This is a genomic window from Haloferax sp. YSSS75, assembly GCF_046764215.1.
Lineage (GTDB): Archaea > Halobacteriota > Halobacteria > Halobacteriales > Haloferacaceae > Haloferax.
Genome location: NZ_CP177207.1, coordinates 355581 through 367736 on the forward strand (window position 1 = coordinate 355581; position 12156 = coordinate 367736).

General features: G+C 60.7%; 9 protein-coding genes. 4 read left to right on the forward strand and 5 right to left on the reverse strand.

Annotated elements, in window-relative coordinates; translation table 11 throughout:
• Nucleotides 1-14: 14 nt before the first annotated feature.
• Both ACK3R5_RS17540 and ilvA read left to right on the forward strand, forming a co-directional pair.
• Nucleotides 15-1295, forward strand: a complete 1281-nt coding sequence (locus tag ACK3R5_RS17540; RefSeq protein WP_411966069.1) for an amidohydrolase — start codon at nucleotides 15-17, stop codon at nucleotides 1293-1295.
• A complete protein-coding gene (ilvA, locus tag ACK3R5_RS17545) occupies nucleotides 1292-2566 on the forward strand; it encodes a threonine ammonia-lyase (protein ID WP_411968766.1) in 1275 nt (424 codons plus the stop codon). Before ACK3R5_RS17540 ends, ilvA begins: the two co-directional genes overlap by 4 nt.
• A gap of 72 nt (nucleotides 2567-2638) precedes the next feature.
• Here the strand turns inward: ilvA and ACK3R5_RS17550 are convergent, their stop codons facing one another.
• Both ACK3R5_RS17550 and ACK3R5_RS17555 read right to left on the reverse strand, forming a co-directional pair.
• Nucleotides 2639-3997 carry an aminotransferase class III-fold pyridoxal phosphate-dependent enzyme gene (locus ACK3R5_RS17550; protein WP_411968767.1) on the reverse strand — a complete coding sequence of 453 codons (1359 nt, stop codon included), beginning with the start codon at nucleotides 3995-3997 and terminating at the stop codon, nucleotides 2639-2641.
• 131 nt (nucleotides 3998-4128) lie between these two features.
• A complete protein-coding gene (locus ACK3R5_RS17555) occupies nucleotides 4129-5754 on the reverse strand; it encodes a BCCT family transporter (protein WP_411968768.1) in 1626 nt (541 codons plus the stop codon).
• Nucleotides 5755-6184: 430 nt separating this feature from the next.
• Between ACK3R5_RS17555 and ACK3R5_RS17560 the strand changes: the two genes are divergently transcribed.
• Entirely contained in the window at nucleotides 6185-6835 is a 651-nt protein-coding gene (locus tag ACK3R5_RS17560) for a hypothetical protein (protein WP_411966065.1), read from the forward strand.
• A gap of 30 nt (nucleotides 6836-6865) precedes the next feature.
• On the opposite strand, the gene ACK3R5_RS17565 is transcribed toward ACK3R5_RS17560, so the two are convergent.
• Both ACK3R5_RS17565 and ACK3R5_RS17570 read right to left on the reverse strand, forming a co-directional pair.
• Nucleotides 6866-7252 carry a Rid family detoxifying hydrolase gene (locus ACK3R5_RS17565; protein WP_411966064.1) on the reverse strand — a complete coding sequence of 129 codons (387 nt, stop codon included), beginning with the start codon at nucleotides 7250-7252 and terminating at the stop codon, nucleotides 6866-6868.
• A 16-nt stretch (nucleotides 7253-7268) separates the two neighbouring features.
• Nucleotides 7269-8648, reverse strand: coding sequence for an aspartate aminotransferase family protein (locus ACK3R5_RS17570; RefSeq protein WP_411968769.1), 1380 nt, complete (start codon nucleotides 8646-8648; stop codon nucleotides 7269-7271).
• A 158-nt stretch (nucleotides 8649-8806) separates the two neighbouring features.
• Here ACK3R5_RS17570 and ACK3R5_RS17575 point away from each other — a divergent pair, with 158 nt between their 5' ends.
• The gene (locus tag ACK3R5_RS17575) at nucleotides 8807-10474 is read left to right on the forward strand and encodes an aldehyde ferredoxin oxidoreductase family protein (protein ID WP_411968970.1); all 1668 of its coding nucleotides are present in this window, start codon (nucleotides 8807-8809) and stop codon (nucleotides 10472-10474) included.
• 12 nt (nucleotides 10475-10486) lie between these two features.
• Here the strand turns inward: ACK3R5_RS17575 and ACK3R5_RS17580 are convergent, their stop codons facing one another.
• On the reverse strand, nucleotides 10487-11284 hold the full coding sequence (locus ACK3R5_RS17580) for an IclR family transcriptional regulator (protein ID WP_411966061.1): 798 nt from the start codon (nucleotides 11282-11284) through the stop codon (nucleotides 10487-10489).
• Between the last annotated feature and the right edge of the window lie 872 nt (nucleotides 11285-12156).

A 12156-nucleotide genomic window follows, 5' to 3' on the forward strand; every position in this document is an offset into this window, starting at 1 on the left:
TGGTAGCCACACACATGGCCGACGCTGTCCGAGCACGACTAGCGGAGCTTCGCCGCGACTTGCATCGGTACCCCGAACCGGGGTGGTGTGAGTTCTGGACGACTGCACGACTCGTCGAAGAACTACGCGATATCGGTGTCGACGAACTCGCCATCGGGCCCGACGCGTACGACCCGGCCGACCGGATGGCCGTTCCGAAGGACGAGGTTCTCGACAGGTGGTCCGAACGGGCACTCGAACGAGGTGCCGACCCATCCCTCGTGGCACAGATGGACGGCGGAAACACTGGCTGTGTGGCCGTCTTAGAACAGGGAGACGGTCCGACCGTCGGCCTGCGCGTCGACATCGACGGTCTGTACATCGACGAAGCAGACACCGAGGGCCACACCCCCGCCGACGAGGGCTTCCGGTCCGAGACGGGTGAAACGATGCACGCCTGCGGGCACGACACCCACATGACGTGGGGACTGGCGACGCTCGAAGCCATCAAGCAGAGCGAGTTCTCCGGGCGCCTCGTCGTGTTCTTCCAACCCGCCGAAGAGATTTCGGGCGGTGGTGCCCCGATGGCGAAAAGCGAGTACGCCGCGAATATCGACTACTTCTTCGCGGTCCACGTCGGCCTCGACCATCCGACGGGGGAAGTCGTCGCCGGCATCGAACGTCCGCTCGCGATGTGTCACATCGACGTCGAAATCGAGGGTGACTCCGCCCACGCTGGGAAGGCACCCGAGGAGGGGAAAAACGCGATTCAGGCACTCGGAACCGCAATCGGAAACGTCTACGCGATTCCCCGACACTCAGACGGGATGACCCGCGTCAACGTCGGACGCGTCGAAGGCGGGACGGCGAGTAACGTCATCGCCGAAGACGTCGAAGCAATCGCCGAGGCCCGTGGTGAGACGACGGAACTGATGGAGTACGCCAAACGAGAACTCAGAAAGAAGTTCGAGACGGCCGCAGAGATGCACGACTGTGAGGCGACTGTGGACGTGGTGAGCGAGAGTCCGCGCGCGGACAGTGACCCCGAACTCGTCGACGTCGTCGCCGACGCTGCCGACGGAATCGACGGCGTCGAACGGGTCGTTCCGACTGCTGACTTCGGCGCGAGCGAAGACGCGACGTTCCTCATGGAGCGCGTTCAGGAAGACGGTGGCCTCGCGTGTTACAGCATCGTCGGAACCGACCACCCGACGAGTCACCACACTCCGCGATTCGACGTGGACGAGCGAAGTCTCGACATGGGTGTCTCGGTGCTCACGAACGCCATTCTGTCTGTCGCTGCAGACCATCCATGACTCCGGACCCGGTGACGGGAGAGACGACACCACGGGCGTCGGACGTCGTCACGCTCGCCGAGATAGAGGCGGCAGCAGACCGACTCTCGGATGTCGTCCACCGGACACCGCTCGACAGTTCGACCACGATAGCCCGTCGAAGCGGCGCGGCACGGGTGGACCTCAAACTGGAGAACATGCAGCGGACCGGGTCGTTCAAGATACGAGGTGCGTACAACGCGATGGCGCAACTCCCGTCGACAGTCAAAGACCGGGGCGTCGTCGCGTCGAGCGCCGGAAACCACGCACAGGGCGTCGCACTCGCCGGCAAGTTGCTCGATATCGACACGAAAATCGTCGTCCCGGAGATAACGCCGGCGGCGAAAATCGAAGCGACTCGTGGGTACGGCGCAGACGTCGTCGTCGAAGGCGAGATATACGAAGACTCCTACGAGTACGCGCTCGACGTCGCCGACGACGAGGGCAGAGAGTTCGTCCACCCGTTCGACGACGAGAACGTCATCGCCGGACAGGGGACGGTCGGACTGGAGATTATCGAGGACACCCCCGACGTCGACACCGTAGTAGTCTCTATCGGTGGCGGCGGCCTCATTTCGGGTATCGCCACCGCAGTGAAGGCGTTCGACGCAGACGTCCGCGTGGTCGGCGTCCAACCCGAGGGTGCCGCACACGCCAAGCCATCGCTGGAGGCAGACGAGATTCGGATGCTCTCGGACATCGACACCGTCGCAGAGGGCATCGCAGATGCGCGACTCCTCGAACAGACGTTCGCCGTCGTGCGCGAACGCGTCGACGACGTGGTCTCTGTGAGCGACACCGACTTGGCCGTCGCGACGACGCTCCTCGCTGAACGCGCGAAGACAGTCGTGGAGACAGCAGGCGCCGCACCGGTCGCCGCGCTCCTCTCTGGCGCAATCGACGTCGATGGAGAGCGCGTCGCCGCCGTCGTCTCGGGCGGGAACGTCAATCTCACCGACCACGGAGAACTCACCCGCCTCGGCCTCCAGCACCTCGGACGCTACGTCGACGCCCGCCTCGAACTCGATGGGTGGCCAACTGCCCTCGGTGCAGTAACCGAGACAGTCGAAGAACACGGTGCCGAACTCGACGGCGTCGAACGAGTCGGCCGTTCTGCCGAGGGGAGGCCGAATCGCGTCCCGGTCGAAGTTGGGTTGGAGGGGAGCGGTCCCGACCATCTCGGGACTGTTCTCGACGCTCTGGACGACGTCGACGGCGTTTCGGTCGTCGCGCACACCCTCGGCGACGAGTAACCGTAGTCGACGACGAATAACTGTAGTCGACCGCGAGAAACCGCCGTCGACGGTGAATACCTGCCGAACGATTCAGGCGACTGCCTGCGTCGCCACGGCGTCCATCGCGTCGCAGAAGATGTCGATTCCCATCTCGATTTCTCGCTCCGTCGAGTCCAGCGGCGGGAGCAGTCGAATCGTCTTCTTCCCGCATCCGAGCGTCAACAGACCACGTTTCAACGCCGCCTCGACGACGGCGTTCCGGCGCTCTGGCGTGTCGAATTCGACGGCGAGCATGAGTCCTTTCCCGCGGACGTCCACGACGTGGTCAGGCGCGTCGTCACGGAGGAGTTCCTTGGCCTGTCTGCCGCGTTCGGTTGCATTGTCGAGCAGGTCGTACTCGTCGATGGCGTCGAGGGTGAGCGCACCCTGCATCGACGCGAGCAAGTCGCCGCCGCCGAACGTCGACCCGAGGCGGTTCTTCTCGGACGGGAAGATATCCGATTTGGAGATGGTCGCGCCGACGCGGAGACCCTTCGCGCTCGCGATGACGTCCGGTTCGATTGGGTAGTGGTCTGCGGCCCACATCTCGCCCGTCCGGCCCACACCGGACTGAATCTCGTCGACGACGAGTGGGATGTCGTAGGTGTCGCAGACGTCGCCGACTTCGGCCATGAACTCCTCGCTCGGGAAGCGATATCCGCCGACCCCCTGAATCGGTTCGAGAATCGCGAAGGCAACCTCGTCGGGGTTGACGTGACCACCCTCGGGGGCGAGCGAGTTCCGAAGTCGCGACCCGTCGCCAGTGAAGAACCCACAGTCACACGTCCCTGCCGAACAGCCTGCATCCTCACAGAACGGAACGGTCTTCACGCCGGCAATCTCGGGATAGTGGCGTGTGTACACCTCCTTCGATTTCGTGAGCGAGAGCGTGCCGAGCGTTCGGCCGTGGAAGCTCTTATCGAACGCGTACCCGTACTTGGCGACGGGCTTGTGGTCGTGGGTGATTTTCATCGCGTTTTCGATTGCTTCCGCACCCGAGTTCGAGAGGAAGACCGTATCCATCCCGTACTGCGACGACACGTCGGTCAGTTTGTTCATGAGGTGACTCGCGCCGGGGAATTCGGCCGTCTCCGGGTCTGGTCCCGCACCGAAGTACATGTCCTGCCCGGCAATCTTCATCGGTTCGACCAAGTCGAACTCACGAAGTTTCGAGAGTATCTTCTCGTTGTTGTAGCCCAGTGGTGCCGCGCCGATGTGGCAGGTGAAGTCCAAGAGGACGTTCCCGTCGACGTCGGTGACGAACGGCCCGTCCGCCTCCGCCGTGATATCCCACACGAACTCGTGGGAGTACTCGCTCGGTGCCGCGTGCTCAGAGTGGAATTCGATCCACCGTTCGGCGTTGGGACCGGGCAGCGTTGCTGTGTCTGGCTCCGCAGTATCCCGATTCATACACAGCAATTGTTGACACCGTACATTAAAACTTGGTATCGGTCGGGTGTCGGACGGCGATGTCTGGCGTCGAATCGGCGACAGAAGAAGACCGACGATGGAGGTACACTTCCGACGGGGACGGTCACCGGTCAGTCGTCGTCCTGTCCAGAGACACCTGCGGTTGCGCCTTGTCCACTCTCGGACGAAGAGCGACCCCAGAGGGTGGTCCGGTCCTGCAAGAGCAGCGGACCGTAGTCGTCCTGGAAGGTCCGAATCAGACCGAGGGTCGTGATGACGCAGATGATAGCGAACGGCGCGCCGGTGATAATCGCGGCGGACTGGAGCGCCCGCACGCCACCGACGACCATGAGGATGGACGCGACGGCACCCTGAAGGACCGCCCAGAAGATACGGTTGATGGACGACGGGTGTTTCTTGCCACCGGTCGTCATCATCGAGACGGCGAGCGTCGAGGAGTCGGCCGACGTGACGAAGAACGTCGTCACGAGGACGAGGAACGCGAACAGGAGAACCGGGCCGAGAATCGGCAGGTTCCCGAACAGCACGTATCCCGAGACTGCTTCGCCGTACTCGGAGACCGGACCGAGGATGTTCGCCGTGCCGTTGTGCTGCAGCAGGACGCCAGAGCCACCGACGATGGCGAACCACGGAATGGTCGCGAGCGACGTGGCACCGATGCCAGCGAACGCGACTTCACGAACACTGCGGCCCCGCGAGATGCGGGCGATGAACAGTCCCGCGAACGGTGACCACGCGAGAGGCCACAACCAGTAGAAGACGGTCCAAGCGTTGACCCACTTGTTCCCGCTATCGACGGTTGCCTGCGTGAACAGGCTCATCTGGAAGAAGTCGCCGACGAAGCCACCGATAGCCTGCGTCCCGAGTTCGAGGATACGAATCGTCGGTCCGAATATCAACGTCGCGGCCATCAACAGGAGGAACACCACCATGTTGAAGTTCGACAGGCGGCGGATACCTCTGTCGACGCCCAGAACCAGCGAGACGGTGAAGATGACGACCATTCCCGTGATGACGAGGATGGTACCGATGTCACCCAGTTGGATGCCCCACTGGAAGTTGAGACCGGTGATGAACTGGCTCCCGATGAATCCGAGCGACGTCGCGACGCCCCCGAGCGTCGCGAACACCGCGAGGATGTCGACGATTTTTCCGAGTGTCCCGTCGACGTTGTCGGCACCGAGAATCGGCGTCAGCACCGCCGAGACACGCAGCGGTGCGTCGTAGTTGTAGACGAAGTACCCGATTCCGAGTCCCATCACGGTGAAACAGGACCACTGCGTGAGACTCCAGTGGAAGATGGAGTACTGGACGGCGAGCGGCATCGCCGCGGCAGACTGCGCTTCAGCGCCGAAGAACGGCGGAACAGTCGAGTAGTGGAACAGTGCTTCTGCCGGCCCCCAGAACACGATACCGGCCGCGAGTCCGGCGGAGTACATCATCGCGAAGTACGAGAGGTAACTGTACTCCGGTTCCTTGTCCCCGAGGCGGAGGTTGCCCCACGGGCCGAATATCACGAGGCCGAGGAACAGGACGAACCCCAGCATCGCCAACAGGAAGAACCAGTTGAACTGCGCCAGAATCCAGACGCGGACCCCGTCGACTGCCTCGTAGGCCGCGTCCGGACTGAGGCTGAACGCGACGACGAAGAGGAGCGTAATTATCGCGCCGAACGCGAAAATCACCGGTTCGATTTCGTCGAGGAACTCCGCGACGGCACCGTCAGAGGTGCTCATCCATCCCACCCCCGTTCGAACCGCCGCGTGAGTGATTCGCTAACTGTGCGGCACAGCGACCGTCGTATCCGATTGTTGTGGTGGAACACATCGTCATGATTCGTACGGAGTGCACCCTGGCACGTGATGCCGTACATCACGATAAGTGGTGACATTACAGATAAAATTTGTGGTTACTGGTGATGGTGACTACGGTATCTGTTTACACACCCGGCAGAGCGGTATTTTTCGTTGACACGAGTGGGCAAATCGACAGCCAGCAAACTATTTTTGAGAGACCATTGGTCGGGAGACTCCTGTTGGGACACGAGCAACCTATTGTACACATAAACTGTAGACAAATCGTCGTTCCAAACCCCCATCGAGCGAAATTTCACGTGAGACCGCATAATTCGTAACTTTTAATCGATTCAGTAAACACATTTTGTATATGAACGACGAATCCGCCGAAACCGGGAACGCCGACCTCGCCTACTCGGCCGACCGTGGTCGCGGAATTCTCACCCCGAGTGACCGGGAGTTCTTACTCGAACGAAAGACCGACTACACGGAACACTCGAAGAAACAAAAGCGGAATCGGATTCGCCGTCGCCTCCGGAACGCGATTCTCGACTTCTCGATTCTCTTCGAGTCGCTCGAAGACCGGGACCGAGAGACCGTCTTCAATCCCGACGCCGAAGACAGAGAAGCCTACACGAAAGGTATCACCGACATGCTGGCGTTCCTCCACCTCGGGACGATGGGCTACTACACGCCGTTCAAAGACATGCTGGCAGAGGGCGTCAACAAAGCGGAACAGGAACTCGCCGGGTCGGATTACCGGATGGTGACTGTCGATTTCAACGTCGAACCAGTCGGCCAAATCGACGTGGACGAAGTCATCGACAAACTGGAGTTCGGCGAGTTCGAGCGCCTGTCGGACGAAGAACTACAGGCGTTCGTCAGACTCCTCGCCGAGTCCGAGGAGTTCTCAGCCACCGACCTTCGGTCGGATATGAAGGCACAGATGTCCGAATTCATCGAACGCGTGGACGCGGCAAACGAAGCGCGTGACCGACGCGTCGACGAACTCGACGACTAATTTCTCGAACCCGTTCGCCGACGACGTTCCCTACCCGAGATAGGCGACGGCATCCATCTCGACGCGAACGTCGCCGGGAAGGCGGGATACTTCGACGCACACTCGCGCGGGCGGTACGTCAGAGAACCGCGCGCCGTACGCCTCGTTGACTCGTTCGTAGTCGTCTAAGTCGGTGACGTACACCGTGACTTTCACGACGTCGTCGAGACCGTCGCCACCTGCTTCCTCGACGACGGCGGCAACGTTGTCGAGCACTTGGTCTGTCTGCGCCTGGATGTCGCCGTCGACGTCGTCGCCAGTCTCCGGGTCGACAGGGCCGTAGCCCGAGACGTAGAGCGTCTCTCCTGCGCGAACGCCCTGCGAATAGGGATTGTCCGTGCGTGGCGCGTCGTCCGTGAGGATTCGTTGCTGTGACATGGAATTCGGTGGGTCGTCAGTGTCGCTGTGCGTCCGTGGTGACGGTTTCGATGCCGTCCACGACGACGTCGAGTGCCGTCTCCGCGAGTTCCTGCGTGAGGACCAGCGGTGGGAGCAGTCGGAGCACGTTGCCGTACCGGCCGGCCTTCCAGACGAGGACGCCGTGTTCGAAACAGTACTGCTGGAGTGCGTCCGCCGCTTCAGCGTCGGGGGCACCGTTCTCGTCGACGAACTCGGCACCGATGAAGAGGCCCTTCCCGCGAACGTCGGCAATCCGCGGGTTGCCCGCCGCGGCCTCCGAGAGTCGCGTCCGGATGTACTCACCGAGTTCGCGTGCGTGTGCGAGCAGGTCGTGTTCCTGGATGTACTCGATGGCGCGCGTGCCGGCACGCATGCCGACGACGTGGCCACGGTAGGTTCCGGCGTGGTCGCCCGACCCCCACGTGTCGAGGTCCTCGTGGTAGATAGTCGCCGAGAGGGGGAATCCGGTCCCGCCGAGGGCTTTCGCCGACGTCATCACGTCGGGCGTCACGTCGTACCACTCGCTGGCCCACCACTGACCGGACCGACCGAGACCACTCTGAATCTCGTCGAAGACGAGCGGAACGTCGTTGTCGTCCGCGATGTCACGGAGTCCTTGGAGGAATCCCTTCGGCGGCGTGACGACCCCTCCTTCGCCCTGAATCGGTTCGACGAAGATACCGGCCGGGTTCGCGAGGCCACCGTAGGGGTCTTCGAAGATTGCTTTGACCTCTTCGAGCGAGTGTTCGACTGCCTCCTGTGGTCCCTTTCCCATCTCTATCGGGTTCGGATAGGGTGCGTGAACCACGTCCGGGAGAAGCGGCGTGTACTCGCCTTTGAAGCTCTTGTTGCCGGTGAGACTCATCGCACCGCTCGTCGCACCGTGATATGCACCCCGGAACGCGACCAACCCAGTTCCGTCGGTGTTGTACTTCGAGAGTTTGATGGCCGCCTCGATGGCGTCACTCCCGGTTGGACCACCGAAGACGACGCGGTTGTTCCCCTGGAGGTTCCCCGGTGCAATCTCGTTCAATTTTTCGATGAGTTCGAGGCGTGCTTCAGTCGGGAAGTCGACGGTGTGGACGAACTTGTCGGTCTGTTCGTGGACGGCGTCGAGGACGTACGGGTTCGAGTGCCCGACGTTCAGGACGCCGATGCCGGCGAACATGTCGATGAAGGTGTTCCCGTCCGCGTCCCGGACCGTCGCACCCTTCCCGCTGTCGAACGCGATGGGGATGTCTTCGGGGTACGCGACTGCACTGCTGTCGATACGCTGCTGTTTTTCGAGGAGTCGCTTCGACTTCGGCCCTGGAACCGCGTCAACGTTCGGGGCATCGTCGAAGTGTAACTCGTGAATCGATGGACCCGCTACCATGGTCTGACCCATGCGGAACAGTCATAAATAATTTGTCCACGCTTTGTATGGAAGACGTACACAGTATCTGGTTTCGTTTCGGGTACTCACCTGACAGGTGGTGACGGAGAACACGGTGACCGTAATCGATTAGTGCCACGACGAGACTGTTCATGCTAATGTTACACACGAAGGGAGCGTTGCTGTCAGTCGACGTGGGCGGACGAGAGACGCGAACCGAATCCATCGACGAAATACTCGAATCGTACGTCGGTGGACGAGGTGTGGCGACGAAACTCGCACACGACCGAATTCCGTTCGACGCCGACCCACTCGGCGAGGAGAATCGGGTCTACTTCACGACGGGGCCGATGCAGTCTTCGAACATGAGTTTCACCGGTCGAACGAACTGCACCAGCGTCTCCCCGTTGACGAACGGTCTCTGTTCGTCGAACGCCGGCGGGTTCGTCTCTCGCCACCTCGCAGGTACTGGCTACGCAGCAATCGAACTCACCGGGTCGAGCGACGAACTCGTCGTCGTCCACGTCACCGACGACGGTGTGGAGTTCGAATCAGTACCCGAACTCGCCGAGGCGACGGTTCCCGAGACGGTGGCGTACATCGACGACGAACACGGACTCGGCGCGGACCAGACGGCAGTCGTCGGGCCGGCAGGTGAGAATCAGGTTCGGTTCGCGTCCATCATGACCAGTGAAGAACGAGCGTTCGGCCGGGGTGGTCTCGGTGCCGTCCTCGGGTCGAAGAACGTGAAGGCGATTACGTTCGACGGCGATTCCGAACCCGATATCGAGATTCCGTCGTCGCAGATGGAGATTCACCGTGAGGCCGCCACCGACGAACACATCATGAAACGACAGGGGACCGTCGCCGTGTTGGACCTCGCAAACGAGATGGATGGCCTCCCCTCGTACTACTTCTCCGAGCAGTCCTTCGACGAGGCAGACGAAATCAACGGCGACGCAATCGAGGAGAAGAAGTACAAGAAAGGGACCTGTTCGGCCTGTGCCTTCGCCTGTAAACTCCCCACGAGAGACGAAGACAGAGGTGTCGAGACCGAAGGCCCCGAGTTCGAGGTGACGATGGCGTTCGGGTCGAACTCGGGCGTCGACGACATCGTCGACGTGATGAAATCGAACGAACTCTGTGACAGATACGGGTTAGACGCGATATCGGCGGGGAACACCGTCGCGGCGTATCTGGAGAGCGAAGACGAGTTCGGCAACGCCGACCTTATCCACGACCTCGTGGAACGAATCGCCTTCCGTGAGGGCGTCGGTGACGAACTCGCCGAGGGTATCGCCCGCGTCCACGACGAACTCGACGTCGAAGACTGGACGGTAAAAGGAATGGACTTCGCTGCTCACGAAGGCCGTGTCCTCCACGGACAGGGCCTCTCGTATGCAGTTGCGAATCGCGGCGCAGACCACATGTACGCCGTCTTCTACTCACAGGAGTATCCGCTCGTCGGGAACGACGACGCGTACCCACCGAGTGGGTTCGAGGGCAAGCCGAAGCGACTCATCGAGAAGGAAAATCAGATGGCGCTGAACGACAGCGGAATCGTCTGTAAGTTCTCACGGGACTACATGACGCCGGAGCGTTACGAGGCGCTCTTCGGTGCCGACTTCGAAGACTTGCTGGCGGTCGGTGACCGCATCGTCACGCTCGAACGCCACTTCAACAATCAGCGTGGGTTCGACCGGAGCGACGACACACTCCCGTACGAAGCCCAGTTAGATGGCTTCGAGGCGGCACTGGACGAATATTACGACCGACGTGGCTGGACAGACGACGGTATCGTCCCGTCCAGCGACGTCCCGGCTTGAAGCGGCGCCTCCTTACGCCCCACCGTCTGTTTGCTGGCGAGTCTGGTACATCTCGTCGATTCCCTGTTCGAACCGTTCGACTGCTTTGTCGAGTAACTCGACTTGCGTCGCTTTCGTCTCGTCGTCGACGGCGTACGTGGGACCGCTCAGGTTCAACGACCCGTAGACCTCTCCACGTGGAGATTTCACCGCTTTGCCGACGGCCCAAAATCCCTCTATCGCCTCACCCATATTCTCGCCGTAGCCCTGTTCGCGGACACGGTCGAGTTCAGCGAACAGCTCTTCTTCGGTGGTGATAGACTCGTCTGTCGATGCTGGAAGTCCCCATCGGTCGATGATTTCTCGAACGCGACTCTCGGGATACTCGGCGATGATGACCTTACCGGACGCGGTAGTGTGGACGTGGAACGGGCTCCCATCGATGAGAAATCGCGTCGAATTCGCGAACTCTAAATCGCCGTACAGCGAGACGATTCGACCGTGTTCTTCCACCGCGAAGTCTGCTTCCATCGCGGACTCTTGATTGAGCCATTCGACAGTCTCCTGTGCCACCCGATAATACTCTTTTCTCGTTCGGACGTAGTCGCCGAGGTGGCAGAACTTCGCCCCGAGATGGTATCGGTTGTCGGTGTTTACGACGTAGCCGAACTCCGCTAACGTACCGAGATGGGAGTGAACAGTACTCTTCGCGAGACCAGTCGCGTCCGCCAGTTCGCTCATCGTTGCCCCCTCTCGCTCGAGTATCTCCTCGACGAGTTCTAACGAGATGGCAGTCGTCTTGAGGCCCCGGGACGTGTCGTGTTCACCCATGACCGAGATTGTGTCGGCGGAGGTTAAAGAAGTACCTCCGTACTGACGTCGGTACGTCGAGCCTCGTCATCCACGATGGGGAAGACACAGACGCTGCAGGACCCACTGAACTCACCAGGACGATGGAGGCAAGCCCCACGTTCCGGAGAGCCGAATGATTATGTTATGCCGGCACCTTGACATGGCCTAACACGGAAATGATGGGCATGCCAAACGTGAAGAACGTCACCAGTACGCCCCCAGATGGCATGGTGACACCCCACACACGACATATCTATTCGGATGTTCGAAACCAAACGTGGTCGACGTACTGAGAAACGCTAGTTTCGGAGCGTGAACTCCCAGGATAGGAATACTGCGAGCGGAACGTTCGGGAGGTCCGAATGTTTAAAAGTCATAGTAAACACCCTGTGGTCCTGTGTGAGACGAGGACCGGGTGGACTATCCATTACACCCATACAGCTGTAATTTTGAAGTAGGCGACCCGGCAGTGTGGGTCGATGCCGGCGCTGGACGGGTGGGTAGTCGACTAGCGTCGACACACCTGTACGGGACCGATACCTGAGAGTATCGGGCCCAAAAAACGAACCCCGACGCGGTGACTGTCGCCGACAGGAGGATGGTCCAGAATTCACACTCGTGCCACCCGGTATACGGAGACTAACTGGCGATAGATTCTCCCGACCTGTTCGTTAATTAGAGAGGTACGTGAGATGCAAAGCAGACGAATTTCGCCTCCAGAACCGTGGTTGACAGCGTTATTGTCTTCCAAACCATCGGCCGTCCCGTTACGGTTCTGTGTCGGCCGCATCGAGATGGTCGACTATCACATGAGTGGTGAGTACACAGTACAATCCCGGGTCCAGTTATCA

Excerpts from the sequence above, each read along its gene's own strand:
- ACK3R5_RS17570 (WP_411968769.1), bottom strand. The coding sequence starts at position 8,648 with ATGGTAGCGGGTCCATCGATTCACGAGTTACACTTCGACGATGCCCCG.
- ACK3R5_RS17550 (WP_411968767.1), bottom strand. The coding sequence starts at position 3,997 with ATGAATCGGGATACTGCGGAGCCAGACACAGCAACGCTGCCCGGTCCC.
- ilvA (WP_411968766.1), top strand. The coding sequence starts at position 1,292 with ATGACTCCGGACCCGGTGACGGGAGAGACGACACCACGGGCGTCGGAC.
- ACK3R5_RS17580 (WP_411966061.1), bottom strand. The coding sequence starts at position 11,284 with ATGGGTGAACACGACACGTCCCGGGGCCTCAAGACGACTGCCATCTCG.
- ACK3R5_RS17540 (WP_411966069.1), top strand. The coding sequence starts at position 15 with ATGGCCGACGCTGTCCGAGCACGACTAGCGGAGCTTCGCCGCGACTTG.
- ACK3R5_RS17560 (WP_411966065.1), top strand. The coding sequence starts at position 6,185 with ATGAACGACGAATCCGCCGAAACCGGGAACGCCGACCTCGCCTACTCG.
- ACK3R5_RS17565 (WP_411966064.1), bottom strand. The coding sequence starts at position 7,252 with ATGTCACAGCAACGAATCCTCACGGACGACGCGCCACGCACGGACAAT.
- ACK3R5_RS17575 (WP_411968970.1), top strand. The coding sequence starts at position 8,807 with ATGTTACACACGAAGGGAGCGTTGCTGTCAGTCGACGTGGGCGGACGA.
- ACK3R5_RS17555 (WP_411968768.1), bottom strand. The coding sequence starts at position 5,754 with ATGAGCACCTCTGACGGTGCCGTCGCGGAGTTCCTCGACGAAATCGAA.